The organism is Aminobacter sp. Piv2-1, from assembly GCF_037625995.1.
Lineage (GTDB): Bacteria > Pseudomonadota > Alphaproteobacteria > Rhizobiales > Rhizobiaceae > Aminobacter.
The window spans coordinates 180,885-207,611 of sequence record NZ_JARKMU010000006.1; the positions used below are offsets into that span (position 1 = coordinate 180,885).

A 26,727-nucleotide genomic window follows, 5' to 3' on the forward strand; every position below is an offset into this window, starting at 1 on the left:
GAAACGATGCTGGCTAAGGCACTGGTCGGGCTTGTGGCCCTCATCCATCTCTACATCGTCTATCTGGAAATGGTGCTGTGGGACACGCCGCGCGGCCACAAGGCCTTCGGCCTCCAGCCCGACTTCGCCAAGGCCTCGCGCGTGTTGGCCGCCAACCAGGGCCTCTACAACGGCTTTCTCGTGGCCGGACTGCTGTGGGGGCTGGTGCTAGGAGAATCAGGCCGGGCAGTGCAGGTCTTCTTCCTGGTCTGCGTCGCCATCGCCGGGCTGTTCGGCGCGGCGACCGTAAGCCGCAAGATCCTGTTCATCCAGACCCTGCCGGCGGCCGCGGCGCTGCTGGCGCTGTGGCTGGGCTGGTAGGCGCCCCCCGGATCGCTCCGGGGAGCGCTATTGCGTCGTCGCGGCGTCAGCCGCGCATGGCGTCGCGACCGATCTGGTCATTCAGCCCGGTGATCTGCGCCATGAGCTGACGGTATTCGCCGCCGGGGATCATACCGCTGGCGGCATCGGCGACCGCCGACTTGCGGATCGCCGCGATCCGCGCTTCGAGCCCACGCGCCTCAGCCGGCGTGATCAGCTTCGCCTTGCGGTCGGAAACGATGCGGGCATTGGTATCGCGCAGGTCGTTGAGCACGGCGCTGAGCTGGCCGCCCGGCACATAGGTGGGGAGCGGCGCGGCGTCGGTACCGTGGTCGTCGCGTTCGACGGAACGGAAATGCGGTTCGTGCGGAGAGGCCGCATAGGCCGCGGCAAGCGGCGTGGAGATGAGCAGAGCGGCAAGGGCAGTCCTGAAGGTCAAAGAGCGCATGGTCGCGTCTCCCGAAGATTGTCGGGGAGCCATTGCTCCCCGCACCGAGCAGCCCGTCCGGTTCCGTCGCGTCGCGGTGGGAGGCCATCGCCGGCGGTTCCCAGGCTGCCGGGGGAGTCTAGGTCCGCACCCCGCGCCGAGCCAAATTAAGAAAAGATAATGTTTGCGGGCCCGCCGCAGCCGCAATCGGCTCCCGGCTGCCGCAACTCCGCCCCAGTTGGGGCATGTCGGGCCGCGCACGAACTCTTGATCGAGAGCGGCGGCATTCTGACGAATGCCATTCCGCCGCCGAGCAGTTTTCTGAGCCGCGTCCGCGCAACGCCAGACGATTCCGCCTGGCTGCAAAGTGCTTCAGCGCTCGGTGAGCTTGAGTTCGATGCGGCGGTTCTTAGAGCGCGCCTCGGGCGTGTCGGCGGCGTCGAGCGGCTGGAATTCGCCGAAGCCGGCAGCCACCAGCCGGTTGGCCGGCACGCCGTTCTCGATCAGGAATTTCACCACCGAGGTCGAGCGCGCCGAAGAAAGCTCCCAGTTGTCGCGATACCGCCCGGTACCCGAAAGCGGGATGTTGTCGGTGTGACCGTCGACGCGCAGCACCCAGTTGATCTCGGGCGGGATTTCCTTCTGCAGCTCGATGATCGCGTCGGCGAGCTTCTTCATCTCGACCTTGCCGGCGTCGTTGATCTGCTCCGAGCCGGTCGGGAACAAGACCTCAGACTGGAATACGAAGCGGTCGCCGACGATGCGGATGTTCTCGCGGTCGGAAAGGATCTCGCGCAGACGGCCGAAGAAGTCGGAGCGATAGCGATTCAGCTCCTGCACGCGCTGGGCCAGCGCCACGTTGAGGCGGCGGCCGAGGTCGGCGATCTTGGTGTTGGATTCCTTGTCGCGCGCCTCCGAAGCGTCGAGCGCCTCCTCGAGCGCCGCAATCTGCTTGCGCAGCGCCGAAATCTGCTGATTGAGCAATTCGACCTGGCTGAGCGCCCGCTGGCTGATCTGGCGCTCGCTGTCGAGCTGGCCGGAAAGCTCGCCGATGCGCACGTTGGCCGCGTCGCCTGCACCCGCGCCTTGCGCCAGCAGTTGCTCGAGCCGGCTCTTTTCGGCTTCGGCGGAGGACAGGGATGCCTGCAGGTTGGCGAGCGCATCCTCGGCATCCTGCGAATTCGATTTCTCCAGCGCCAGAAGCTGGGTCAGCTCGTTGATCTGGGAATTCAGCCGGTTGAGCACCTCGTCCTTGCCGGAAATCTCGCGGCTGAGCAGGAACTGCGCCAGCACGAAGACCGAAAGCAGGAACATGATGGCCAGCAGCAGCGTCGACAGCGCGTCGACGAAGCCCGGCCAGTAGTCGATGCGGCGGTCGCCGCGCCGCCCGCGCGCCAATGCCACCTAGTGGACTCCCTCTTTCTTGAGGGCGTCGGCGATCTTTTCGAGCGTGGTGCGCATGGCCTTCTGTTCGTCGGACTGGGCTTCGACCCAGTCGCGCATGATCTGCTGCTCGCTGCGCATGTTCTTGACCAGGCCGGAGATGCCGTCGGCGAGGTTGGCCATGGCGGCGGCGACGCGCGGATTGGAACCGCCCTGCTCCTGCAGGTGACGCAGGCGCTCGGAGAGCACGCGGATCTCGTCGGAGGACGAGCCGTTCTTGGCATCGGCGACGACGATGTCGGAGGAGAGGTCGGTGACGGTCGACAGCCAGTTCTCGAGTTCGGTGTAGAAGCGCGTCTGGGCGCGGCCGGCCTGGAGATCGAGGAAGCCCAGCACGAGCGAGCCGGACAGGCCGAAGAGCGACGACGAGAACGCCGTGCCCATGCCCTGCAGCGGTGCGGCGAGGCCCGCCTTGAGCGCCTCGAGCACCGCGGCGGCATCGCCGGAGCCCGGATCGAGCGCCTGGATGGTGTCGCCGATCGAACCGATGGTCTGCAACAGGCCCCAGAAGGTGCCGAGCAGGCCGAGGAAGACGAGCAGGCCGACGAGGTAGCGAGAGACGTCGCGCGTCTCGTCGAGGCGGGTGGCGATCGAATCGAGCATCGTGCGCATCGAACTGGCCGAAAACGCCATCGACGAGGAGCGGCTGAGCATCGCCTTCATCGGCGCGAGCAGCACCGGCTCGGTGACCTCGGAGCCGGCGCGGAAGGAATTGACCCAGCGCACTTCGCGGAACAGCCGCCCGACCTGCACGAAAGCCAGCCCGATGCCGACGACGAGCACGCCGATGATCAGGCCGTTGAGACCCGGGTTGGTGACGAAGGCGTTCGAAATCTGGCGCGTCAGGATCGCAGCGATGAAGGCGACGATCGCTAGGAAGATGATCATCGTCAGCAGGAACACCTGCGGACTGGACAGGCGGTGCGGATCGTAGCTGAGGACGTCCGAGCCTCTGCCCGACCCGAGTGATTTCAACAATGCCATCGGCGCCCCGGTTTCCAATTCCCCGCGGTCAGGGCGCCGCGCCTCGAACGGAGGCGGCTGGGGCGCTCTGGAACCAAGTGTTTGCGCATCGCGCCGCCCAAGCCGACCCCGGCATCGGACCGATGCATCAATGGACCAAGACTGTAAGCGGAAATGTGACGAAAATGAAAGACGCTTGCGCGCAGCCGACGCGCAATCAGAGCCGCGCCACCACCAGAAGGTCGATCATCGCCGCCACATGCAGGCCTGCCCCGGTGATGACGAAGCCGTGCCACACCGCGCTCTGGAAACGCAAGCCGTGGCGGGCATAGAACATCACGCCGCAGGAATAGACGACGCCCCCGGCCAGCAGCAGCCAGAGCGTGGCCGGCGGCAGGGCGGCACCGAGCGGCCGCGCCACGACGATGCCGCTCCAGCCGAGCGCGAGATAGAAGACGAGCGCGAGCCGGTCAAAGCGCCCGGGCAGGAAAAGCTTGACCCATATGCCGACAATCGCCGCGACCCAGACGACACCGGCCATCCAGGCGGCGGTGGCGTGATCGGGCAGCTGCGCCAGGAACGGCGTATAGGTGGCCGCGATCAGAAGGAAGATGCCGGCGTGGTCGAAGCGGCGCAGCACCCATTTCGCCGGCGAGACCGGCCAGAGATTATAGGCGAGCGACACCGACAGGGAGGTGAGCAGCGCGACGACGAAGAACACAGCCGCGATGTACTCGCCGAATGCCGCGTGGAAGGCCGACACGGAAAGCAGCGTCGAGCCGGCGGCGATGGCCAGCACGATGCCGACCACATGCACCACCCCGTCGGCGATGAGTTCGGCGCGCGAAAGGGCGAAGCGCCCGGTGACGGGCACGGAAGCCTCGGCCGTGCGGAAATCGTCCGTCATCGCTCGCCCCTGCGCCTGAGACCAATATGGCCGGGCGCAGGCGGGGTAGGCAAGGTAGCCAAAAGGGCCAAGAGGGTCAGCGCGGGGTGACCGGCTTCTTCAGCGTCTTGAGCAGGGCCTTGTGGATGAGCTCGTTGCCGACGACGATCGAACCGCCCTCGAGCATGTCCTGGCCACCCTTGCCGTCGGAGACGAAGCCGCCGGCCTCGCGCACCAAGAGGATGCCGGCAGCGACGTCCCAGGGCGACAGCGCCGTCTCCCAGAAGCCGTCCATGCGACCGGCGGCGACATAGGCGAGGTCGAGCGCGGCCGAGCCGAGGCGACGGACGCCGGCCACCTCGGCCATGACGTTGCGCAGTTCGAGCAGGAAGTTGCCGTGGTGGCCGCGGCCGAGATGCGGCACGCCGCAGCCGATGACCGCGTCCGTGAGCTTGGTGCGCCCCGATACGCGCAGGCGACGGTCGTTGAGGAACGCACCACCGCCACGCTCGGCGGTGTAGAGCTCGTCCATCGCCGGGTTGTAGACCACCGCGGCGACGATCTGGCCCTGGCGCTCCAGCGCGATCGAGATCGAGAACACCGGGATGCCGTGCAGGAAGTTGGTGGTGCCGTCGAGCGGATCGACGATCCAGCGGTGCTGGCTGTCCTCGCCCTCGACAGCGCCGCGCTCTTCCATCAGGAAGCCGTAGCCGGGACGGGCCTTGGCAAGCTCGGTGAAGATGATGTCCTCGGCCTTGCGGTCGGCCTGGGAGACGTAGTCGCCCGGCCCCTTCAGCGAGACCTGCAGGTTCTGCACCTCGCCGAAGTCGCGCGCCAGCGACCGGCCGGCCTTCATTGCGGCCTGCACCATGACATTGATGATCGCCGAACGCGCCATTCTCTAGACCCTCAGGACTTCAGGTTGACGAGATCAGTCCGCGCGGCGGACGTAGGTGATCTCATTGGTGTCGACGATGATGCGCTCGCCCGACGAGATGAAGGGAGGCACCAGGACGCGGACACCGTTTTCGAGCACGGCCGGCTTGTAGGACGAGGCGGCCGTCTGGCCCTTCACGACGGGGTCGGCTTCGGTGATGGTCAGCGTCACCTGGTCGGGCAGCGCGATACCGATCGGACGCTCTTCATAGAGCTCGACGGTCACCATCATGCCGTCCTGCAGGAAGGCGGCGCGGTCGCCGACGAAATCCTTGAGCAGCTCGAGCTGTTCGTAGCTCTCGGTGTCCATGAACACCAGCGCATCGCCCTGCTCGTAGAGGAAGGAGAAGTCCTTCTGTTCGAGGCGGACGCGCTCGACGGTCTCGGCCGAACGGAAGCGTTCGTTGAGCTTGGTGCCGTTGATGAGATTCTTGAGTTCGACCTGGTTGTAGGCGCCGCCCTTGCCGGGCTTCACCGCGTTGGTCTTGACCGCCACCCACAGGCCGCCGTCATGCTCGATGACGTTGCCGGGACGGATTTCGTTGCCGTTGATCTTGGCCATGATTTGATTCCGGAAGAGAGCATTGCGCCGCCGAAGGGGCGCCATCGGCGCTCCCAAGACCACAAAATGCCCTTCTAGGCAAGAGAAGTCGCGCTTTTCGCGACAATCAGCGGATGCGGTTGGCCCGTTCCAGCGCCTGCCTCATCTCGTCGTCGGTGAGGCCGCGCAGAAAATCGTCCATTTCGGGATCGGTCAGGCCGGCGCGCCGCGCCACGATGTACCATGCGCCTGCCAGGATCGGATCCGGATCTACGCCGATGCCGCCCATGTAGAACTTGGCGAGGCGGTTGCGCGCGGCAACGTTGCCGCTATCGGCCGCGAGCTTCATCCAGCCGAAGGCCGATTTCAGGTCGCGGTCGCCGCCGCGCCCGTCGACCATCCAGAGCGACAGGTCGAACTGCGCCGTGTCGTAGTTCTGACGTGCGGCCTGGACGAGCAGCAGCCGCGCCCGGCGGTCGTCGCGCAGCTTGCCGCCGACGCCGTTGGCGTAGACCTGCGCCATCGCATATTGCGCATCCGCAAGTCCGGTCTCGGCGGACCGCTCGTAATAGGGGACGGCCTTGACGAGGCCTTTCTCGCCGGCCTCGCGCTGCACCAGCATCTGGGCATAATTGAACTGCGCGTAGCGGTTTCCGGCCTCGGCCGCCGCCTGCATCAGCGCGGTTGCCGCCTTCTCGTCGCGGGTGACGTATTTGCCGTCGAGCAGCAGCAGCGCATATTGGAACTGCGCCTCGGGCACGCCCTGCTCGGCGGCGCGCTGGTACCATTTGGCAGCCTCGGTATCGTTGCGAGGCATGCCCAGGCCGCGGGAGAGTATCTCGGCGATCAGCGTCTGCGCCGCAGCATCGCCTGCCTCGGCCCGCGGCAGGCCCAGATTGTAGGCGGTCTTGTAGAGGCCGCGCTGGAACGCGCCATACGGTTCGTCGGTGGCCTTGCCCCCGAAGCGGTTGGGATCGATGCCGTCGGGCGCCTTTGCAGTCGGATTGGCTCCGAGATCGGACGGAGACGCGGGATCTGCCTCAGGCTGCCCGGCCGGCGTCGTCTTCGTCGCGGGTGCCACCCCCTCCGCCGGGGCCGGCCCGAAACGGCTCGGATCGATCGTCTCGGCAGGCTTGCCGAGCGCAGGCACGGCTCCGGCGTCCGAAGGGTCGAGCAGCCCGCCCTCCACCGCGGCAGCGGGCTGGAGCCCAATGCCCAGACACAGTGTTGCAGCGAGAAGGCCCGGGCGCCGCATCACTGTTCCCCGAAGCTCGGGGCGGTCTCGTCGAGCATGGCATTGGCGCGTGCCACCGCGTCGCGCGGATCGACGCCATCGCCGAACACCGCCGCCGACAGGGCGACGAATTCGGCGCCGGTCGCGGCCACGGCCTGGACGGACGCGACGTCGGAACCGCCCATGACGATGCACGGAATCTCGATCATCTCGGCCCACCACTCGCCCAGCGACAAGTTGCGCGGATGCGGTTCGGGCTTGTTGTCGTAGCCGAAGCGGCCGAAGAACATGTAGTCGGGACGCTCCTCGCCCAGCTCGAGCGCGTCGTCGCGCGTCTTGGCGCCGCCGGTGCCGACCATGAGGCGGTCCTGGTGGCGCTCGATGGCATCGGCAAGCTCTTCCCTGCGACCTTCGACGTGGATGCCGTCGGCATGGATCCGTCCGGCGATGCGGGTATCCCCGGCAACCACGACGGCCACGCCGGCGCCGCGCGCCGTGGCGGCGACCTTCTCGGCGAAGCCCTGGAACGAAGCTTCGTCGACACCTTCGGCCGTCAGGATCAGCGAGGCGACGTCGCCGCCGCCGAGGGCCGCCTCGACCGCGAGCGGCGGCACGGACGGCGGCACAATCAGCACGATGCGGCAGCGATTGGGCGGCGTGTCTGGGTTCATCTTCCTCGATCCGGATGCTGTCGCCTATGCAAGGCGAACATGTTTGCATTGGGGCATAGAACAAAGTGCCGCCGTTGAACAGGACGCACGGCCCGGCCCAAGCATATGAAAAGACAGGCGCGGCTCTCGCCAACCGGCGGCAATGCCGCTATGGGGCGTTGACAGGGGCTCTCCATGACCGCGCTTCTCCTCGATCCATGGTTCTACGCAGCCGCCGTTCCGGCGGTGATTCTCGTCGGCCTGTCGAAGGGCGGCTTCGGCGGCGCGGTCGGCTTCGTCGGCGTGCCGCTGATGGCGCTGGCGATGTCGCCGGTGCAGGCGGCGGCGATCCTGTTGCCCATCCTCATCCTCATGGACATCGTCTCGCTGTGGACATGGCGCGGCGTCTTCGACCGCACGATCCTGCGGCAGATGCTGCCCGGCTCGGTTCTGGGCATCGGCGTCGGCTGGCTGACCGCCTCGACGGTGACGGTGGACATGGTGCGTTTCATCGTCGGCGCCATCGCCATCGCCTTCGTGGCGCGCTGGGCCTATACGAGCCTCCGACACGGTGCCGACCACAAGTCCCAGCCGAACGGGACAGCCGGTGCCTTCTGGGGCTCGGTCGCCGGCTTCACCAGCTTCGTCGCCCATGTCGGCGGCCCGCCCTTCCAGGTCTACACCCTGCCGCTCAAGCTCGACCCGAAGCTGCTGACGGGCACCAGCGTGATCTTCTTCGCGGTGACCAACGCCATCAAGCTGGTGCCCTATTTCGCGCTCGGCCAGTTCGACGCCACCAACCTGACCGCTTCGCTTGCGCTGATGCCGCTGGCGCCGCTGGCCACGCTTGCCGGCGCCTGGCTGGTGCGCCGGATGCGGCCGGAGATCTTCTACCCCTTCACCTACGCCACGGTGGCGCTCGTCGCCGTGAAGCTGCTTTACGACGGGGTACGCGACTTTATGTGAGGATGACCCCGCCGGGGCGGCAACATAGGCTCGGGACGACAAGGGAGGAACGCCATGGGCAAGTACGAGGACAACCTCGACAAGAACCCCGCCAACCACCAGCCGCTGACGCCGCTGAGTTTCCTGGAGCGCGCGGCCAAGACCTTCCCCGACCATGTCGCGGTGATCCATGGCAACCTGCGGCTCGCTTATCGCGAATTGTGGCAGCGGTCGCTGAAGCTGGCCTCGGCCCTTGCCGCCAAGGGCATCGGCAAGGGCGACACGGTGACCGTCATGCTGTCCAACACCCCGCCGATGCTCGAAGCGCATTTCGGCGTGCCGATGACCAGGGCGGTGCTGCACGCGCTCAACACGCGGCTGGATGCGGCGATCATCGCCTTCCAGCTCGACCATGCCGAGACCAGGCTCCTGATCGTCGACCGCGAGTTCTCGGGCGTGATGAAGGAGGCGCTGGCGCTCGCCAAGGTGAAGCCGCTCGTCATCGACTACGACGATCCCGAGTATCCCGAGGATGCCCCCTACCCCAAGGGCGAGCGCATCGGCAGCCTCGACTACGAGGCCTTCGTCGCCTCGGGGAGCGAGGCCTTTGCCTGGTCCATGCCCGACGACGAGTGGGACGCGATCTCGCTCAACTACACCTCGGGCACCACCGGCAATCCCAAGGGCGTGGTCTACCATCACCGGGGCGCGGCCCTGATGGCCTACACCAACACCATCCATGCCGGCATGGGCAAGCACTGCGTCTATCTCTGGACGCTGCCGATGTTCCATTGCAACGGCTGGTGCTTCCCGTGGACGCTTGCCGTGCAGGCCGGCACCCATGTCTGCCTGCGATGGGTACGCGCCAGGCAGATGTACGACGCCATCGCCGACCACGGCGTCACCCATCTCTGCGGCGCACCCATCGTCATGTCGCTGCTGATCAACGCCAGGGACGAGGACAAGCGGGAATTTCCGCAAGTCGTGACCTTCAATACGGCCGCCGCACCGCCGCCCGAGGCGGTGCTTTCAGGCATGGCCGACGCCGGCTTCGCCGTCACCCACCTCTACGGGCTGACCGAGACATACGGTCCCGCAGTGGTCAACGAATGGCACGGCGAATGGGACGGGCTCGACAAGGGCGCGCGCACCGCCAGGAAGGCGCGCCAGGGCGTGCGCTATGCCGCGCTCGAGGACCTGAGGGTGATGAACCCGGAGACGATGGAGAAGACGCCCGCCGACGGCGAGACCATCGGCGAGGTCATGTTCCGCGGCAACATCGTCATGAAGGGCTACCTCAAGAACGGGCAGGCCACCGACGAGGCCTTCGCCGGCGGCTGGTTCCACTCGGGCGACCTCGGCGTGATGCATCCGGACGGCTACATCCAGCTCAAGGACCGCTCCAAGGACATCATCATCTCGGGCGGCGAGAACATCTCGTCCATCGAGGTCGAGGACGCGCTCTACAAGCATCCGGCGGTCGCGTCCTGCGGCGTGGTCGCCCGTGCCGACGACAAATGGGGCGAGGTGCCGGTGGCTTATGTCGAACTGAAGCCGGGCAAGGCGGCGACCGAGGCCGAGATCATCGAGCACTGCCGCTCGCTGCTCGCCCGCTTCAAGGTGCCGAAGGCGGTGATCTTCGCCGAAATCCCGAAAACTTCGACCGGCAAGATCCAGAAATTCCGCCTGCGCGACATGGCCAGGCAGTAATGACGACGGATGCGGCGACCCCGGAGGCCGCCGCATCTCGTCTCAGGCGGCCGCCGCGGCAGCCGGACGCAACCCGTCGAAGGCCGCCCACAGTCCGAGCCCGAACACCGCGGCCATGGCCAGCAGGACGGGCACGTCGGATGGTGTCGGCTTGAGCACCATGTCGGCGACGATGACCAGCATCACCGCGTAGTCGAAGCGCGCCACCTTGAGGATGCGGCGACCGTTGTCCAGCACGGCTGGCGTGACGCCTTCGCGGGCGATGAGCGCCGACATGCGGTCGGCCGTCGGCTTGAACACCAGCGTGCCGATCAGGAAGGTGGCCGCATAGCCGGCGAGGCCGATGATGATCCAGACGTCGGCGAAACCGACCCAGAACCAGCACATGACGAGCCCGAGCAGCAGCGTGGCCAGCGAGGCCGGCATGAACAGCCTGTTGCCGAGCTCGCCGACCGAGCGCATGACCTGCAGCATGCCTTGGGTGTCGCCGGCACGGTCGGCGCGCACCGCAAGCAGCATGAGCGCAAAGCCGCCGCCGACCCAGACGGTGGCCGCCACGACGTGCAGGAACTTCACCACTGAATAGAAATCCATCGTTCCGAACCTTTCCATCCGGTTGGCCGAAGAGGCGGGCTGCCACTTCAGGCACCGCTGATTTTCGGCGGCGGCAAATAGCACCGGGGCTGTTTCGGCAGTGTGTCGGCGGAAGGCCATCCTTGTTTCCGGGCCGGATTCGGGACGCGCGCGGGCGCGGAAATCCGTGGAATTCCACTCTTGCAACCCCATTCCCGGTGCAGAGCTGGGGCAAAGGCCGGCCGGGTCATGCTATGCTTGGCCGCGCCGCCCAATCCGCGGTGCGGCTTCAGCGGGCCGTGGGGAGGAAACGGCCACCTCGCCAACCAGTGTAACCATCGGAAGCAAGCCGCAGGATCGCGCGGCATGCGGCGGAAACATCGCCGGTGCAAATGCGCCGGTACCGGCCGCTTGCCGCGGTCTGCCCACTCAACAACCCATTCCCTGCGGGGGGAAAAGGCAATCGGAGCAAAGGTATGCAAGGGGTCGCACGGAATTTCTTCACGCTCGCCGTCATCTACGCACTCGCCGGCATGGCGCTGGGGCTGTACATGTCGATCAGCCAGGATCACACCCAGATGCCGGTGCACGCCCACACCATGGTGGCGGGCTGGCTGATGTCGTCGGTCTTCGCCTTCTTCTACCACCTGTTCCCGGCCGCCCGCGACAAGGCGCTGGCAACGGTGCATTTCTGGCTCACGGCAGTGAGCGGCATCGGCCTGCTCGTCGGCCTGTTCTTCCTGCTCGGCGGCAACCCGGCGATCGAGCCGGTCGTCGCGGCTTCGTCGATGGGCTTCTACGCGGCGATGTTCCTGTTCGTCTTCATCGCCCTGCCGACCGTCTGGAAATCGCAGCCGGCAAACTAGCGGATCGTGCCGGCACTGTGCCGTGCCGGGACAGTGGGGGACAAATCGGCGTCAGCCTTAAGCCTCCATTAAGCATTCCAGTGTTTTACTGTGGGCATCCAGTCATCTGGATTCTTACCGAGTGGTTGGAGCCACTTTGTTTGACGCCTCCCTGTTAAACTCCTGAGAGCCGCGCATTTCCGCGGCTCTTTTTTTTTCGCGCTGCGGCGTGCGGGAGAGTTGCCGGCCAACCGCGGCGTTAACCCTTTGTTAAACATGCGCTTGCGTTCAGCCGAGCGGAAGCGCATTTTCAACGGGCTTGGCGTATTAGGAGCAGGCGCGCGCAGAATCCGTCGCGAGAGACGGGCGGGTCGCGAGCCAGGGATGCAGGGTATCAGTAATGAACGAGCCTTCGAGGGAAAGCGCGAACACCATCAAGCTCGCCGAGCGGCGGGTCTTTTCGCCCTCCTTCAAGCCCCTCTACAACGAGGGCATGGGGCTGGTGGAGCGCGCGGCCGAATATCTCGACGGCGCCGGCCGGGTCGAGGCGAAGAAACTGTCGCGACTGGCAGCGACCCTCTATGCCGCCGAATCGATGCGGCTGACGACACGGCTGATGCAGATCGCCTCCTGGCTGCTGCTGCAGCGGGCGGCCAACTCCGGCGAGATGACCCGCGACCAGGTCGCCTCGGAAAAATCCAAGGTCAGGCTGGACACCGCCTCCGCTCATGACGATGCCGCCGGCTGGAACGAGCTGCCCGCCGATTTCGTCGACCTCGTGCGCCGCTCGCTGCGGCTGCAGGCGCTGGTCCGGCGCATGGACGAGGAGATCTACGGAACCGGCGCGACCGTGATGCCGGTTCAGCCGATGCGTCGCAGCAATCCGGTCTCCGACCAGATCAACCTGCTCAACACGGCCTTCGCCCGCAACTGACGCGGTTCCCCGCCGCATGGCAGGGATTGTTTCCGGTTTGTTCACATTTGTCTGGCGTCTTGCCTCCGTGGAGATAGAGTTCGCGGATGAGAGAGACGATTCGCATCATAGGCATCGACCCGGGGCTCAGGCGCACCGGCTGGGGCATCATCGAATCGCTCGGCAATTCGCTGCGCTTCGTTGCCGCCGGCACGGTGCGCTCCGACGACAAGGCGGCGCTCGCCAGCCGGCTGTGCCAGTTGCATGACGGCCTCGCCGACGTGATCCATCGCGAGATGCCGCATGAGGCCGCGGTCGAGGCGACCTTCGTCAACAAGGACGCGACCGCCACGCTGAAGCTCGGCCAGGCACGCGGCATCGCCATGCTGGTGCCGGCCCGCGCCGGGCTGGCGGTCGCCGAGTATTCGCCCAACGCCGTCAAGAAGGCGGTCATCGGCGTCGGCCACGGCGACAAGAAGCAGATCGCCATGATGGTCAAAGTGCTGCTGCCCAAGGCCGGCTTCGACACCGCCGACGCCGCCGACGCGCTGGCGATCGCCATCTGCCACGCGCACCACCGCCAGAGCCCGAGTTATCGGTTGGCCGAGCTGGCAGCTGCCCAGGCTTGATGTTCTTGACTTGTTCTCATCGCTGAATCATTTCTTGCCGGCAAGAAGAGGAATGATTCCATGCGCGTGACCAGCAAGGGCCAGGTGACGATTCCGCGCGACCTGCGCGAGACCTTCGGCATCGTGGCGAATACCGAAGTGATCTTCGGCATCGAGGGCGGCAAGATCACCATCGTTCCCAAGGATGAGATCGGCCGGCTTGCCGAGCGCGACCGGCTCGACCGCTTCCTGGCGATACTGGACCGGCTGGAAGGAACCGTCGAACCGGGAATCGGCGCGGACGAGCTGTTTGCGTTGGCGCGGGAGAGGTAGCGCCGTACCACGGGACGGATCCGCTGCCTGTGCCAGCTGGCAGGCCGTCCCGTAGCAGCGCCATGTTCTTGACTTGTTCTCATGCGGCAGATAAGTAATACCTACGAGGTATTACCATGCGCGTGACCACAAAAGGCCAGGTGACCATCCCCAAGGAGATCCGCGACCGGCTCGGCATCGAGCCCGGCTCGGAGGTGGATTTTGTCGTGTCCGACGGTGTGGTCACGCTGGTAGCGCTCGAGGACGACGAGGCGCGGCAGCGCCGGGCAAAGGCCATCAGTGCCTGGGCGGACAAGGTGGCCGGGACGATCGACCTCGGCGGCATGACGACAGACGAATATATGGAGTGGCTGAGGGGGCCGCGCGATGACCTCGGTCCTCGTTGATTCCAACATCTTCCTGGACATGTTCCAAGGCGGCCCGGCAAGCGGCTGGTCGCGTAGCAACCTCGTGAGGGAGGGAAGCGTCGCCGCCCTTGTCGTCAATCCAGTCATCTGGTCGGAAATCTCGGTACGATTTCCGACGGAAGCGGATCTTGCGGAATCGCTGGCAGGCCTCGCCGTCCACAAGGCGCAGATCCCCTACGAGGCGGCTTTCGCAGCGGGCAAGGCCCATCTGGCATATCGCCAGAATGGCGGCAGCCACGATCGCACCCTGCCCGACTTCCTGATCGGGGCGCATGCGCTGGTGGCGGGACACAGGCTTCTGACCCGAGACGCCACGCGCTATCGCAGCTACTTCCCCGACCTCGACATCATCGCACCTGACACCCATCCATGACGGGACGCACCACATGATCGGCAAGTTGAAGGGCACGGTCGACGAGATCGGCGAGGACTACTGCGTGCTCGACGTGCATGGCGTGGGCTACGTCGCCTATTGCTCGGCGCGGACGCTGGCCTCGCTGTCGGGGCCCGGCGAGGCTGCCGTCCTCCACATCGAGACCTATGTGCGCGAGGACATGATCCGGCTCTACGGCTTCCAGTCGGAACTGGAGCGGGAGTGGTTCCGCCTGCTGCAGAACAACGTCCAGGGCGTCGGCGCAAAGGTGGCGCTGGCCGTGCTGTCGACGCTGGCGCCGGCCGACCTCGCCAATGCGATCGCGCTGCGCGACATCGCCATGGTGAGCCGCGCCCCCGGCGTGGGCAAGAAGGTCGCCGAGCGCATCGTCACCGAACTCAAGAACAAGGCGCCGGCCTATGCCGGCTCGGCCTCGGGCACCATCGGCCTCAAGCAGGAACTGGGCGAAGGCGTGGCCCCCGCCCCTGTCGCCGACGCCGTGTCGGCGCTGGTCAATCTCGGCTATTCGCGCGACATCGCCGCCAATGCGGTCGCCGCCGCGATGAAGACGGCCGGCGAAGGCGCCGATTCGTCCAAGCTGATCCGCTTCGGCCTGAAGGAGCTGGCGCGGTGACAACATTGCTCGCAGAAACATTTCTTACTATTTTTAGAAGGTAAGAACTTTCTGACGAGGTATGACATGGGTGCCTACACGACAATGACCTCGAAAGGACAGCTGACGATTCCGAAGGACGTGCGTGACGAACTCGCACTGACGCCCGGCACGAAGTTCTTTGTCACCGTTCGCGACGGTGAGGTCGTAGCACTGCCGAAGAACAAACGGATCGCCGATCTCGCAGGGATTCTCGGCGAACCTGTCATGGGGGCAGGCGCGACGCTCGAAGACATCGATGAGGCCATCGGCCAAGCGGTTGCTGAAGACGACGCGCGGATCATTCGTGAATGGAACGAACATCACGGAAACAAGACATGAAGGCAGTCGACACCAACGTCCTGCTCCGTTTCGTTCTCCGTGATGATGAGCAACAATTTGCTGCCGCGGCCGCCTTCTTCAACGCCCGTACGGCAGAAGACCCAGCCCTCGTAAGTCTGATCGTATTGACCGAACTGGTCTGGGCACTGCGTCAGAGATACGGATTCGATCGGGACAAAGCACGTTTCCTCGTCGAGACCTTGCTCGAAACGGCAGAGCTTGTTTTCGAAGACGAAGCGTCCCTCTCTCGCATCATTGCCCACGCAGACCGAGGCGACATCGCAGACCATCTCATTTCCCACTCGGCACGACGAGCGGGTTTCACTTCCACAGTCACATTCGATCGCGAGGCCGCCAAGATTGTCCCCGGCATGGAACTGCTGGCATGACTGCGGTTGCACAACTGCCCGGCGACGGACGGATCTCATTCCTTTCAGAAAGCGCTAGTCCTTGACTGCCAATCCCCGCCTCATCTCCCCCGACAAGCGCGGCGAGGACGCCGATGCCAGCCTGCGGCCGCAGACGCTCGACGAGTTCGTCGGGCAGGCGGCGGCGCGCGCCAACCTCAAGATATTCATCGAGGCGGCCAAGCAGCGCGGCGAGGCGCTCGACCACGTGCTGTTCGTCGGCCCGCCCGGCCTCGGCAAGACGACGCTCGCCCAGATCATGGCGCGCGAACTCGGCGTCAATTTCCGCTCGACCTCGGGCCCGGTCATCGCCAAGGCCGGCGATCTCGCAGCGCTGCTGACCAATCTCGAGGAGCGCGACGTTCTGTTCATCGACGAGATCCACCGGTTGAACCCGGCGGTCGAGGAAATCCTCTACCCGGCGATGGAGGACTACCAGCTCGACCTGATCATCGGCGAAGGCCCGGCGGCTCGCTCTGTGAAGATCGACCTCGCCAAGTTCACGCTGGTCGCCGCCACCACGCGGCTTGGCCTGCTCACCAATCCGCTGCGCGACCGCTTCGGCATCCCGACGCGGCTCAATTTCTATACGGTCGAGGAACTCGAGCTGATCGTGCGCCGCGGCGCCCGCATCCTCGGCATGCCGCTCGCCGACGACGGCGCCATCGAGATCGCGCGGCGCGCCCGCGGCACGCCGCGCATCGCCGGCCGCCTGCTGCGCCGCGTCCGCGACTTCGCCGCCGTCGCCGGTTCCGGCCCCGTCGACCGCCGCATCGCCGACGAGGCGCTGTCGCGGCTCGAAGTCGACTCACTCGGCCTCGACCAGCTCGACCGGCGTTATCTGTCGATGATCGCGATGAACTTCGGCGGCGGCCCCGTCGGCATCGAGACCATCGCCGCCGGCCTGTCCGAGCCGCGCGACGCCATCGAGGACATCATCGAGCCTTACCTGATCCAGCAAGGCTTCATCCAGCGCACGCCGCGCGGGCGCATGCTGACCGCCAACGCCTGGAAGCATCTCGGGCTCGACATGCCGCGCGACCTGGCCGTCCAGCAGATCAACCTGTTCCAGGAAGAGGACTGACGCGAGACGGCGCCGCCTGCCGCATGGAGATGGCGGCGGAGCTCTTGATCGGCGCGCCCAGGCCTGTCATCGGTCGCAAGCGGGCGGCGTCCGCGAACCGGAAGAAGGACCATCGATGCCCCATCATGCTGAACAGGACGTGCTTGCCGCCGGGCTTTCCGGGGCGCTGACGCCCTTCGGTCATCGGCTGATGGCACGGGTCTATTATGCCGACACGGACTTTTCCGGCGTCGTCTACCATGCGCGCTATCTCGAATTCTTCGAACGCGGCCGCTCTGATTTCCTGCGCCTCGCCGGCGTGCACCACACCGAGCTGCATGACGGCAAGCATGGCGAGAAGATCGTCTGGGTGGTGCGCCGCATGGAGATCGACTTCCGCGGCCCGGCCAGGATCGACGACATCCTCACCGTGGACACCAGCACCGAGGAAATCTCGGGCGCGCGCATCACCATGACCCAAAAGCTCAAGCGCGTCGACGAAGTGCTGGTCGAGGCACGCGTACAGGCAGCGATCGTCGGCGAGAATGGCCGCCCGAGGCGCTTTCCGAAGGAATGGGTCGCCGCCTTCATGCCGCAGGGCGAACGCTGAAGACGTTCCCAAGCAATTCTGGCCACCGATCCGCAAGTTGCCGCAGAGTCATGCCGCAGCGCGGCATATACTAACCCATCCTTAACCATAACGGTCCATTAAGGGCCAAGTGAAAGTCGTAAGGATTTCGATGCGGCCTTCCTTTCACCAAATTTCGCTCCGAAAAGGCCGCGAAAGGCGCATTTGGGGCACTTCCGGAAGCTTCGCGCGAACGGACCAAATGGGATGATGCGCATGGGCTAGCCATGAGCCTGTTTTGAACCTGGGACAGCGATGTCGACGCCACCTCGGCGTAGCCGCGTCCAGGGTTCCAAGCAGGTCGAGTAGCCAGGCCCGGAAATCTTAAGGACTGTTTCAAGATGGAAAACCTACCTCTCGCCCAGACCGGCGCAGAATTGTCGATTTGGGCGTTGTTCTGGCAGGCCGGCTGGGTCGTCAAGCTGGTGATGCTTGGCCTGCTCGGCGCCTCGGTCTGGACCTGGGCCATCGTCATCGACAAGGTGATCTCCTACAACCGCATGCGCGCGGCGCTGAACCGCTTCGAGCAGGTTTTCTGGTCGGGCCAGTCGCTCGAGGAGCTCTACCGCAACCTGTCGGACCGCAAGACCACGGGCATGAGCGCGATCTTCGTCGCCGCCATGCGCGAGTGGAAGAAGAGCTTCGAGAAGGGCGCGAAGTCGCCGCTCGGCCTGCAGACCCGCATCGACAAGGCGATGGACCTGGCGCTGACGCGCGAGATGGAGCGGCTCGAAGGCCGCCTCGGCTTCCTCGCCACCATCGGCTCGGCCGCGCCCTTCATCGGCCTGTTCGGCACCGTGGTCGGTATCATGACCTCGTTCCAGGCGATCGCCGGCTCGAAATCCACCAACCTGGCCGTCGTCGCCCCCGGCATCGCCGAGGCGCTCCTGGCAACGGCCATCGGCTTGCTCGCCGCCATTCCCGCCGTCATCGCCTACAACAAGCTGTCATCCGATGCCGGCAAGATCGCCGCGCGTATGGAGGGCTTCGCCGACGAGTTCTCCGCCATACTGTCGCGCCAAATCGATGAAAAAGTCGCGCAGCGGGCGGCCTGAGGAGTAGATCATGGGAATGTCAGTTGGCGCAGGTGGCGGCGGACGCGGGCGGCGGGGACGCCGCCACACGCTGGTGTCCGAGATCAACGTCACCCCACTGGTCGACGTCATGCTGGTGCTGCTCATCATCTTCATGGTGGCCGCACCCATGATGACCGTGGGCGTGCCGATCGACCTGCCGGAAACGCAGGCCAAGGCGCTCAATTCCGATACCCAGCCGATCACCGTCTCGGTCAACCAGGGCGGCCAGATCTATCTGCAGGAAACCGAGCTCGCGATCGAGGAAGTCGTGCCGAAACTCGAGGCCATCGCCAAGACCGGCTATGAGGAGCGCATCTATGTGCGCGGCGACAAGACCGCCGACTACGGCACCGTGATGCAGGTGATGGCGCGCATTTCCGCCGCCGGCTTCCGCAACATCGGCCTCGTCACACTGCAGGAACAGGACCAGTAGTCCGAAAAATGAAGACCGGCCTCGCGACATCTGTGGTCCTGCATGCAGCGGTGCTGGGCTTCGGCCTGTTCTCGCTGTCGGCGCCCTCGGCCCTGGAGGTTGCCGACGTCGAGGCGCTGCCGGTCGACATCGTGCCGGTGGAATCGATCACCCAGATCCAGAAGGGCGACAAGAAGGCGCCAGCCAACGAGAAGCCGGCCCCGACCCCGACCAAGCGGCCCGACATCGTGGCCGATGCGCAGAATGTCGGCGACAACCAGATCGACAGCGACAAGCCGCCGACGCCCGAACCGACCAAGAAGCAGGTGGAGACGACCGGCGCGCCGCCGCCCTCGCCCAAGCCCGAGCCCAAGCCTACGCCCGTGGAGAAGCCGAAGCCCGAGCCGGTGAAGCAGGCCGAGCAGAAGCCGGCGCCGGTGCCGGCGACCGAAGTGACGCCCGAGCCGCAGCCCAAGCAGGAAGTGAAGCCGGACCCGGTGGCCGAGACGATCGTCTCCGACCAGGCCGAGGCGGAAGCCGTGAAGCTGCCTGAGAATGCGCCGGCGCCGGAGGCGAAGCCCAAGCCGCCGCAGGCGCAGACGGCCAAGACGCCCGACCGCAAGCAGGAAGACAAACAGACCCAGCAGGCCTCGGCCAAGCCGAAGTCCGAGGAAAAGCAGTTCGACGCCGACGAGGTCGCAGCACTGCTCAACAAGGAGAAGCCGTCGGGTGGCGGCGCCAAGCGTTCAACCGAGCAGGCCTCGCTGGGCGGCAAGAAGGATACCGGCGGCTCGAAGCTGAGCCAGAGCGAGATGGACGCGCTGCGCGGGGCAATCCAGCGCTGCTGGAACGTGCCGGCGGGCGCGGCCGACGCCCAGAACCTGCGCGTGTCGGTCCAGTTCAAGCTGAGCCAGAGCGGCGAGATCGAAGGCCGTCCGGAGATCATCTCCGGCGGCGGCTCTGCCGGCATCGAACGCGCCGCCGCCGAATCGGCGCGCCGCGCGGTGCTGCAGTGCGCGCCCTACAACCTGCCCGCCGACAAATACGAAGCCTGGGCGGATGTCATCGTCAATTTCGACCCAAGCGAAATGTTCTGAGCGCCGCCCGCTCACCCGGAACTGAAGAGGCCTGTCTAATGAAGCAATTCATCAAAGCGATCCTTCTGATCGGCGCCATGGCGAGCGGCATGACCGCATTCGCAACCTTGCCCGCACGCGCGCTGGTCGAGATCGACGTCAACAAGGGCAACATCGAGCCGTTGCCGATCGCCATCACCGACTTCCTGTCGGGTGATGCGATGGGCGCCGAGATCGCCGGCATCGTCGCCGCCGACCTGCAGCGCTCGGGCCTGTTCGCGCCGATCGACAAGGGTGCTTTCATCGAGAAGATCTCCAATCCCGACGTCGCGCCGCGCTTCGAGGACTGGAAGGTCATCAACGCCCAGGCGTTGGTCACCGGCCGCGTCAGCCAGGAAGCGGACGGCAGGCTGAAGGCCGAGTTCCGCCTCTGGGACACCTTCGCTGGCCAGCAGCTGGCGGGCGAGCAGTTCTTCGCCAACAAGGCCAATTCGCGCCGCATCGCCCACATCATCGCCGATGCGATCTATGAGCGGCTGACCGGCGAGAAGGGGTATTTCGACACCCGCGTCGTGTTCATCGACGAGTCGGGCGCCAAGACCGCGCGCAAGAAGCGCCTGGCGATCATGGACCAGGACGGCGCCAACGTGCGCTACCTGTCCGACGGCCGCGCCATCGCGATGACGCCGCGCTTCTCGCCGACGCGCCAGGAAATCACCTACATGTCCTACGAGAGCGGCCAGCCGCAGGTCTACCTGCTGCAGATCGAAACCGGCCAGCGCGAACTCGTCGGCAACTTCCCCGGCATGACGTTTGCCCCGCGCTTCTCGCCCGACGGCCAGCGCGTGATCATGAGCTTGATGCGTGAAGACGGCAATTCGAACATCTTCTCGATGGATCTGCGCAGCCGCACCACCACGCGCCTCACCAACTCCAACGCCATCGACACCTCGCCGTCCTATGCGCCGGACGGGTCCAAGGTCGTCTTCACCTCCGACCGCGGCGGCCAGCCGCAGATCTATGTCATGGGCGCCGACGGTTCGGGCCAGACGCGCATCTCCTTCGGCGGCGGCAGCTACTCGACCCCGGTGTGGTCGCCGCGCGGCGACCTGATCGCCTTCACCAAGCAGTCGGGCGGCCAGTTCCAGATCGGCGTGATGAAGACCGACGGTTCGGGCGAGCGCATCCTGTCGACCGGCTTCCAGCAGGAAGGCCCGACCTGGGCACCGAACGGCCGCGTGCTGATGTTCTTCCGCGACGCTCCCGGCGGCGGCGGTCCGAGGCTCTTCTCGATCGACCTGACCGGTCGCAACGAGCAGGCGATCCCGACCCAGGGCTTCGCGTCCGACCCGGCCTGGTCTCCCCTGCTCGACTGAGACCGTTAACCCTACCGCCAGAGCGCGACCAATCGAAACAGGCGGCATCATTTGAGCAATGATGCCGCCTTTCTGCCGTATTTCGGCCTAGTCTGCGCGGCGAAATTGCTACGTACGGTGTCGCGGCGCGGGGACGCATAGGCTGGCGGCAACGAATTATTAACCATGTTTCTTGAATGGCCATTAACTGCAACGTGGTTACTGGACGTTCAACGAAATCACTCGAATGCGAAGGAGAGGCGGCATGCGCCGTATCGCGAAGTTTGCAACTAACCCCGTCGTCGTGGCCCTCGTCGCCACCATGGCAATCGCCGGCTGCGCCTCGAAGAAGAGCCCCAACAGTGCCGCCGACCTCGGCCTCGGCGGCGCCGGTGCGGCCACGCCCGGCTCGAGCCAGGACTTCACCGTCAACGTCGGCGACCGCATCTTCTTCGACACCGACTCCTCGTCGATCCGCGCCGACGCGCAGGGCATCCTGGCACGCCAGGCACAGTGGCTGAACCAGTATCGCCAGTACGCGATCGTCGTCGAGGGCCATGCCGACGAGCGCGGCACCCGCGAGTACAACCTCGCACTCGGCGCCCGCCGCGCCGCCGCGACCCGCGACTACCTCGCCTCGCAGGGCGTCGCCGCCAACCGCATCAAGACCATCTCCTACGGCAAGGAACGTCCGGTCGCCGTCTGCGACGACATCTCCTGCTGGTCGCAGAACCGCCGTGCCGTCACCACGCTCTCGGGCGCCGGCAGCTGATAGCGGCAAGACTGCAACACCTGTAGCTTGAAGGGCGGCCTGCGGGCCGCCTTTTGTTTTGCCCGGCTGCCGAAACAAAATTTGGCCGAAGTCTCGCGTCCTGATAAATGATGCGGGCGCATCGGCGCGAAGCAATCATTTCGGTTCCACGGCGAGAGGCTAATGCATTTTCGATCGATCCTGAGCGGCACACTTGCCCTCCTTCTCCTAACCGGGGCCGCGGCGCATGCGCGCGACGGCATCGGCATCGACCTTCCCAAGATCGGCCTGCCGGGCGTGTTCGGCAGCAAGAGCCAGAGCGACGAAGGCACGGTGCAGCTCGCCCAGGCGGGCGATCCGCGCGTCACCGCCCTCGAAGAGCAGATCCGCAAGCTCAACGGCTCGCTCGAGGAACTGAACTTCCAGATCCTGCAGATGCAGGAGCAGTTGCGGAAGATGCAGGAAGACAACGAGTTCCGCTTCCAGGAACTCGAGGGCAACGGCGGGCAGCAGAAGAAGTCCGACGCCTCCGGCAATGCCAACAGCTCCATCGTCGAGGCGCCCGCAGCGCCTCGACCCAGCCAGTCGCAGCAGGCGACCGGCACGGCGTCGCCCGCACCGGGCGACGACCAGACCGGCGGGGAAGTGATCGTGGAGCAGGGCACGGGCGAGCCCGGCCAGACCGCGCCGGGCACCGGCGCGCCGCCGCGGACCTTCGGCACCATCACCGTCGACGCCAACGGCAACGTGGTTTCCGGCGCCGCCAACGAACATGTCGAGACCGCGCCCGCGCCTGCGGTGCAGCCCGCAGCACCGGCCGCCGGCGACTCTACCGGCACGGACGTCGCCGCCCTGCCCGCGACCGACGATCCGGACGAGCTCTACCGTAATTCCTACCAGTTCGTGCTGTCGGGCGACTACAGCACGGCCGAGCAGGGATTCCGCGACCACATCTCCCGCTTCCCGGCCGACCCCAAGACGGCTGACGCGCGCTTCTGGCTCGGCGAGGCGCAGCTCGGCCAGAAGAAGTACCGCGACGCGGCCGAGACCTTCCTCAGCGCCAGCAAGGAATATCCGAAGTCCAAGAAGGCCCCCGAGATGATGCTCAAGCTCGGCATCTCGCTGGTCGGCCTCAAGCAGCGCGACGTCGCCTGCGCCACCTTCAACGAGATCGGCAAGCGCTACCCGAACGCCTCCGGCGCCATCAAGGAACGGGTCAAGCAGGAACGGGCTCTCGCCGCGTGCTAACGCCGGTGATCGACGCCGACCTTCTCCGAAATTTCTCCGAATTCGACTTCGCCGCGCAGCGCACGGTCGTTGCAGCTGTCTCCGGCGGCAGCGATTCCACCGCCCTCCTCATCCTTCTCAAATCGTATCTGGACCTGCACGCGCCGTCGGCGCGGCTGCTTGCCGTCACCGTGGACCACGGGCTGCGCCCTGGCTCCGCCGCCGAGGCTGATCAGGTCGCCCAATTCTGCGCCGGCCGCGGCATCGACCACCGCACCATGCTCTGGACCGGCGACAAGCCGGCGACCGGCGTGCCGGCCGCGGCCCGCGATGCGCGCTACGATCTCCTGGCGCAGGCGGCGCGCGAAGCCAGCGCGAGCGTCGTGGTGACCGGCCATACGGCCGACGACCAGGCCGAGACGGTGCTGATGCGCGCGGCGCGCGGCGCCGGCCGCGGCAGCGCCGGCATGGCGGCCGCGACGTTGTTTGACGGCGACGTCTGGATCCTGCGCCCGCTTATCGGCGTTCGACGCGAGCGGCTGCGCGAGGCGCTGCGGGCGCAAGCCATCGGCTGGCTGGACGACCCGACCAATGTCAACGAAAGCTACGAGCGCCCGCGCCTGCGCAGCGCGCTCAGGAACGGCGAAGGCCGCATTGGGGAGGCTCTTGCCGAAGCGCGGCGGGCCGGGGCGGCACGCGCCGATCTCGGCCGGCGGGCGGCGCGGCTGATCGACCGTCACGCAAGCCGGGCCGCGCCCGGGGTGATCCGCCTCGATCCCGCCTTCCCGACCACCGCCGACAAGGACGCCGCCGTCTATGCCCTGCGCATCCTGGCCGCCGTCGCCGGCGGCACGCCGCAACTGCCGGACGAGCCGCGGGCCGTTGGCCTGCTCGCGCGACTGACGGAGGCTGGACGGCCGCAAAAGCCCCGCCGCGCCACATTGTCGCGCGCGCTGATCGACGCCCGCCGAACGGGCATCTTCCTGCTGCGCGAGGCGCGCGGCGTTCCCGCCCCGGCACCGCTGCGCGGCGGCACCTGGGACGGCCGCTACCGCATCGTCGCACGGCCCGATCTTGCCCAATGCACGCTTGCGCCGCTCGGCGGCGCGGCCGCGAAACTCACCATCGAAGCGGGCGATGCTCCGGAAAGCCTTGCAAGGTCTGCACTCGCGGCGGAACCTGCCTTGTGGCGCGGCGAAGAGCTTGTCGGCAGGGTCGCTGCACCCGGGGCCCTGCCGCTTGCAGCCCCATGGTCGCGCTTCCTGCCGGGCTTCGATCTCGAGGCCGCCCGCGCGGTCGCAAAATTGCTCGGCGCGGCTGTGGTTCCGGCCCCGCCATGCCGCGGCCACAATGGCGTCGGAGCTTAACCGAGACTTAGGGACGCGCTTGGCAATGTGGCAGCCCGTCCCTATGTTAGGGGCAAGCTTACTCTCACCAAGTGCGTTCACCCTGGACGCCGACGGGACATTCGATGAATCCGAATTATCGCAACTTCGCGCTGTGGGCGATCATAGCCGTTCTGCTGATCGCCCTGTTCAATCTGTTCCAGACCCCGCAGACCCGCGGCGCGTCGAGCGAAGTGGCCTATTCGCAGTTCCTGCAGGAGCTTTCGTCGGGCCGGATCAAATCGGTGACGATCGCCGGCGACCGCATCAGCGGCACCTATATCGACAACTCGACCGGCTTCCAGACCTACTCGCCTGGCGACCCGACGCTGGTGTCGCGGCTCGAGGAAAAGAACGTCACCATCAACGCCCGTCCCGAGAACGACGGCTCCGGCTCGATCTTCAGCGTGCTGCTCTCGTGGCTGCCGATGATCCTCATCCTCGGCGTGTGGATCTTCTTCATGCGCCAGATGCAATCGGGCTCCGGCCGCGCCATGGGCTTCGGCAAGTCCAAGGCCAAGCTGCTGACCGAGGCCCACGGACGCGTCACCTTCCAGGACGTCGCCGGCGTCGACGAGGCCAAGGAAGACCTTGAAGAGATCGTCGAGTTCCTGCGCGACCCGCAGAAGTTCCAGCGCCTCGGCGGCAAGATCCCGCGCGGCGTGCTGCTCGTCGGCCCTCCCGGCACCGGCAAGACGCTGCTCGCCCGCGCCATCGCCGGCGAAGCCAACGTGCCGTTCTTCACCATCTCGGGTTCGGACTTCGTCGAGATGTTCGTCGGCGTCGGCGCATCCCGCGTCCGCGACATGTTCGACCAGGCCAAGAAGAACTCGCCCTGCATCATCTTCATCGACGAAATCGACGCGGTCGGCCGCCATCGCGGCGCCGGCCTGGGCGGCGGCAACGACGAGCGCGAGCAGACGCTGAACCAGCTGCTGGTCGAGATGGACGGCTTCGAGGCCAACGAGTCGATCATCCTGATCGCGGCCACCAACCGTCCCGACGTGCTCGACCCCGCGCTCTTGCGTCCGGGCCGCTTCGACCGCCAGGTCGTGGTGCCGAACCCCGACATCGTCGGCCGCGAGAAGATCCTCAAGGTGCATGTCCGCAACGTGCCGCTGGCGCCCAACGTCGACCTCAAGACGGTGGCGCGCGGCACCCCGGGCTTCTCGGGCGCCGACCTGATGAACCTCGTCAACGAGGCAGCGCTGATGGCTGCCCGCCGCAACAAGCGGCTGGTCACCATGGCCGAGTTCGAGGACGCCAAGGACAAGATCATGATGGGCGCCGAGCGCCGCTCCTCGGCCATGACCCAGGCCGAGAAGGAGCTCACCGCCTATCACGAGGCCGGCCACGCCATCCTGGCGCTCAACGTGCCGGCGGCCGACCCGCTGCACAAGGCGACCATCATCCCGCGCGGCCGCGCGCTCGGCATGGTCATGCAGCTGCCCGAGGGCGATCGCTACTCGATGAGCTACAAGTACATGGTTTCGCGCCTCGCCATCATGATGGGCGGCCGCGTCGCCGAGGAGATCAAGTTCGGCAAGGAGAACATCACCTCGGGCGCCTCCTCCGACATCGAGCAGGCGACCAAGCTGGCGCGCGCCATGGTCACCCGCTGGGGCTTCTCCGACAAGCTCGGCCAGGTCGCCTATGGCGAGAACCAGGAAGAGGTGTTCCTCGGCCACTCCGTGGCGCGCACCCAGAACGTCTCCGAGGAGACCGCGCAGATCATCGACGCCGAAGTGCGCCGCCTGATCGACGATGCCTATACGAGCGCCCGCTCCATCCTGACCAAGAAGAAGAAGGACTGGATCGCGCTGGCCGAAGGCCTGCTCGAATACGAGACGCTGTCGGGCGAGGAGATCAAGCAGCTGATCGCCGGCAACAAGCCCTCGCGCGACCTTGGCGACGACACCCCGACCTCGCGCGGCTCGGCCGTGCCGAAGGCCGGCTCGACCCGCGGCAAGAAGAAGGGCGAGGAGCCCGAAGGCGGCATGGAACCCCAGCCGTCGAACTGACCGGGGTCAGGATTGGTGGAATGCAAAACGCCGCGGGGGAAACTCCGCGGCGGTTTCGTATCCGCCACCGACAATCTTGTCAGGTAATCTTAAGTCCGCTCCAAACCTGCGTAAAAGGCTATCGGGGATTGACCGCATGGGGGAGCCGCATACCGGCTACGCGCCTGCGTCAGACTTAAGGATTG

General features: G+C 66.2%; 31 protein-coding genes. 22 read left to right on the top strand and 9 right to left on the bottom strand.

What is annotated here, in order from left to right:
- Positions 1-6: 6 nt before the first annotated feature.
- Complete coding sequence (locus AmiPiv_RS13190; RefSeq protein ID WP_340037919.1) at positions 7-360, top strand: DUF1304 domain-containing protein; 354 nt, start codon at positions 7-9, stop codon at positions 358-360.
- 46 nt (positions 361-406) lie between these two features.
- On the opposite strand, the gene AmiPiv_RS13195 is transcribed toward AmiPiv_RS13190, so the two are convergent.
- From AmiPiv_RS13195 to AmiPiv_RS13230, 8 genes are all read right to left on the bottom strand, one after another.
- On the bottom strand, positions 407-808 hold the full coding sequence (locus tag AmiPiv_RS13195; RefSeq protein ID WP_340037920.1) for a hypothetical protein: 402 nt from the start codon (positions 806-808) through the stop codon (positions 407-409).
- 351 nt (positions 809-1,159) lie between these two features.
- Positions 1,160-2,191 carry a peptidoglycan -binding protein gene (locus tag AmiPiv_RS13200; RefSeq protein ID WP_340037921.1) on the bottom strand — a complete coding sequence of 344 codons (1,032 nt, stop codon included), beginning with the start codon at positions 2,189-2,191 and terminating at the stop codon, positions 1,160-1,162.
- Positions 2,192-3,214, bottom strand: coding sequence for a MotA/TolQ/ExbB proton channel family protein (locus AmiPiv_RS13205; protein WP_340037922.1), 1,023 nt, complete (start codon positions 3,212-3,214; stop codon positions 2,192-2,194).
- A 196-nt stretch (positions 3,215-3,410) separates the two neighbouring features.
- Positions 3,411-4,100: a PAQR family membrane homeostasis protein TrhA gene (trhA, locus tag AmiPiv_RS13210; protein ID WP_340037923.1), complete on the bottom strand. Its 690-nt coding sequence runs from the start codon at positions 4,098-4,100 to the stop codon at positions 3,411-3,413.
- A gap of 76 nt (positions 4,101-4,176) precedes the next feature.
- Positions 4,177-4,977 (bottom strand): inositol monophosphatase family protein, encoded by an 801-nt coding sequence (locus tag AmiPiv_RS13215; protein WP_340037924.1) that lies wholly within the window; start codon positions 4,975-4,977, stop codon positions 4,177-4,179.
- A 33-nt stretch (positions 4,978-5,010) separates the two neighbouring features.
- Positions 5,011-5,577, bottom strand: a complete 567-nt coding sequence (efp, locus tag AmiPiv_RS13220; protein WP_340037925.1) for an elongation factor P — start codon at positions 5,575-5,577, stop codon at positions 5,011-5,013.
- A gap of 106 nt (positions 5,578-5,683) precedes the next feature.
- Positions 5,684-6,811, bottom strand: a complete 1,128-nt coding sequence (locus AmiPiv_RS13225) for a tetratricopeptide repeat protein (protein ID WP_340037926.1) — start codon at positions 6,809-6,811, stop codon at positions 5,684-5,686.
- Complete coding sequence (locus AmiPiv_RS13230) at positions 6,811-7,461, bottom strand: thiamine phosphate synthase (protein ID WP_340037927.1); 651 nt, start codon at positions 7,459-7,461, stop codon at positions 6,811-6,813. The genes AmiPiv_RS13225 and AmiPiv_RS13230 overlap by 1 nt, the downstream gene beginning before the upstream one ends.
- 174 nt (positions 7,462-7,635) lie before the next feature.
- Between AmiPiv_RS13230 and AmiPiv_RS13235 the strand changes: the two genes are divergently transcribed.
- On the top strand, positions 7,636-8,406 hold the full coding sequence (locus tag AmiPiv_RS13235) for a sulfite exporter TauE/SafE family protein (RefSeq protein WP_340037928.1): 771 nt from the start codon (positions 7,636-7,638) through the stop codon (positions 8,404-8,406).
- 54 nt (positions 8,407-8,460) lie between these two features.
- Positions 8,461-10,095, top strand: coding sequence for an acyl-CoA synthetase (locus AmiPiv_RS13240; protein WP_340037929.1), 1,635 nt, complete (start codon positions 8,461-8,463; stop codon positions 10,093-10,095).
- A gap of 42 nt (positions 10,096-10,137) precedes the next feature.
- Here AmiPiv_RS13240 and AmiPiv_RS13245 read toward each other — a convergent pair whose 3' ends face one another.
- Positions 10,138-10,689 carry a DUF2269 family protein gene (locus tag AmiPiv_RS13245; RefSeq protein ID WP_340037930.1) on the bottom strand — a complete coding sequence of 184 codons (552 nt, stop codon included), beginning with the start codon at positions 10,687-10,689 and terminating at the stop codon, positions 10,138-10,140.
- 455 nt (positions 10,690-11,144) lie between these two features.
- Between AmiPiv_RS13245 and AmiPiv_RS13250 the strand changes: the two genes are divergently transcribed.
- The 19 genes from AmiPiv_RS13250 (at position 11,145) to ftsH (ending at position 26,542) form a co-directional block, all read left to right on the top strand.
- Positions 11,145-11,534 carry a hypothetical protein gene (locus AmiPiv_RS13250; RefSeq protein ID WP_340037931.1) on the top strand — a complete coding sequence of 130 codons (390 nt, stop codon included), beginning with the start codon at positions 11,145-11,147 and terminating at the stop codon, positions 11,532-11,534.
- Positions 11,535-11,913: 379 nt separating this feature from the next.
- A complete protein-coding gene (rcdA, locus tag AmiPiv_RS13255; protein ID WP_340037932.1) occupies positions 11,914-12,447 on the top strand; it encodes a protease adaptor protein RcdA in 534 nt (177 codons plus the stop codon).
- An 86-nt stretch (positions 12,448-12,533) separates the two neighbouring features.
- A complete protein-coding gene (gene ruvC, locus AmiPiv_RS13260; protein WP_340037933.1) occupies positions 12,534-13,055 on the top strand; it encodes a crossover junction endodeoxyribonuclease RuvC in 522 nt (173 codons plus the stop codon).
- Between the two features lie 60 nt (positions 13,056-13,115).
- A complete protein-coding gene (locus tag AmiPiv_RS13265; protein ID WP_340037934.1) occupies positions 13,116-13,367 on the top strand; it encodes an AbrB/MazE/SpoVT family DNA-binding domain-containing protein in 252 nt (83 codons plus the stop codon).
- Positions 13,368-13,483: 116 nt separating this feature from the next.
- Complete coding sequence (locus AmiPiv_RS13270; protein WP_340037935.1) at positions 13,484-13,753, top strand: AbrB/MazE/SpoVT family DNA-binding domain-containing protein; 270 nt, start codon at positions 13,484-13,486, stop codon at positions 13,751-13,753.
- The gene (locus AmiPiv_RS13275; RefSeq protein WP_340037936.1) at positions 13,734-14,147 is read left to right on the top strand and encodes a type II toxin-antitoxin system VapC family toxin; all 414 of its coding nucleotides are present in this window, start codon (positions 13,734-13,736) and stop codon (positions 14,145-14,147) included. Before AmiPiv_RS13270 ends, AmiPiv_RS13275 begins: the two co-directional genes overlap by 20 nt.
- A gap of 13 nt (positions 14,148-14,160) precedes the next feature.
- Complete coding sequence (ruvA, locus tag AmiPiv_RS13280) at positions 14,161-14,781, top strand: Holliday junction branch migration protein RuvA (RefSeq protein ID WP_340037937.1); 621 nt, start codon at positions 14,161-14,163, stop codon at positions 14,779-14,781.
- A gap of 66 nt (positions 14,782-14,847) precedes the next feature.
- On the top strand, positions 14,848-15,141 hold the full coding sequence (locus AmiPiv_RS13285; protein ID WP_340037938.1) for an AbrB/MazE/SpoVT family DNA-binding domain-containing protein: 294 nt from the start codon (positions 14,848-14,850) through the stop codon (positions 15,139-15,141).
- Positions 15,138-15,530 carry a PIN domain-containing protein gene (locus AmiPiv_RS13290; RefSeq protein WP_340037939.1) on the top strand — a complete coding sequence of 131 codons (393 nt, stop codon included), beginning with the start codon at positions 15,138-15,140 and terminating at the stop codon, positions 15,528-15,530. The genes AmiPiv_RS13285 and AmiPiv_RS13290 overlap by 4 nt, the downstream gene beginning before the upstream one ends.
- A gap of 61 nt (positions 15,531-15,591) precedes the next feature.
- Positions 15,592-16,632, top strand: coding sequence for a Holliday junction branch migration DNA helicase RuvB (gene ruvB, locus AmiPiv_RS13295; protein ID WP_340037940.1), 1,041 nt, complete (start codon positions 15,592-15,594; stop codon positions 16,630-16,632).
- Between the two features lie 115 nt (positions 16,633-16,747).
- Positions 16,748-17,221, top strand: a complete 474-nt coding sequence (ybgC, locus tag AmiPiv_RS13300) for a tol-pal system-associated acyl-CoA thioesterase (RefSeq protein WP_340037941.1) — start codon at positions 16,748-16,750, stop codon at positions 17,219-17,221.
- Positions 17,222-17,580: 359 nt separating this feature from the next.
- Positions 17,581-18,294, top strand: a complete 714-nt coding sequence (tolQ, locus tag AmiPiv_RS13305) for a protein TolQ (RefSeq protein ID WP_340037942.1) — start codon at positions 17,581-17,583, stop codon at positions 18,292-18,294.
- A 10-nt stretch (positions 18,295-18,304) separates the two neighbouring features.
- Complete coding sequence (tolR, locus tag AmiPiv_RS13310; RefSeq protein ID WP_340037943.1) at positions 18,305-18,748, top strand: protein TolR; 444 nt, start codon at positions 18,305-18,307, stop codon at positions 18,746-18,748.
- An 8-nt stretch (positions 18,749-18,756) separates the two neighbouring features.
- Complete coding sequence (locus AmiPiv_RS13315) at positions 18,757-19,824, top strand: hypothetical protein (protein WP_340037944.1); 1,068 nt, start codon at positions 18,757-18,759, stop codon at positions 19,822-19,824.
- Between the two features lie 77 nt (positions 19,825-19,901).
- A complete protein-coding gene (gene tolB / locus AmiPiv_RS13320) occupies positions 19,902-21,179 on the top strand; it encodes a Tol-Pal system beta propeller repeat protein TolB (RefSeq protein ID WP_340038110.1) in 1,278 nt (425 codons plus the stop codon).
- 244 nt (positions 21,180-21,423) lie between these two features.
- Positions 21,424-21,930, top strand: coding sequence for a peptidoglycan-associated lipoprotein Pal (gene pal, locus AmiPiv_RS13325; protein WP_340037945.1), 507 nt, complete (start codon positions 21,424-21,426; stop codon positions 21,928-21,930).
- A 162-nt stretch (positions 21,931-22,092) separates the two neighbouring features.
- Positions 22,093-23,157 carry a tol-pal system protein YbgF gene (gene ybgF, locus AmiPiv_RS13330; RefSeq protein ID WP_340037946.1) on the top strand — a complete coding sequence of 355 codons (1,065 nt, stop codon included), beginning with the start codon at positions 22,093-22,095 and terminating at the stop codon, positions 23,155-23,157.
- A gap of 5 nt (positions 23,158-23,162) precedes the next feature.
- Positions 23,163-24,503: a tRNA lysidine(34) synthetase TilS gene (tilS, locus tag AmiPiv_RS13335; protein ID WP_340037947.1), complete on the top strand. Its 1,341-nt coding sequence runs from the start codon at positions 23,163-23,165 to the stop codon at positions 24,501-24,503.
- A 104-nt stretch (positions 24,504-24,607) separates the two neighbouring features.
- Entirely contained in the window at positions 24,608-26,542 is a 1,935-nt protein-coding gene (gene ftsH, locus AmiPiv_RS13340; RefSeq protein WP_340037948.1) for an ATP-dependent zinc metalloprotease FtsH, read from the top strand.
- Positions 26,543-26,727 lie beyond the last annotated feature (185 nt).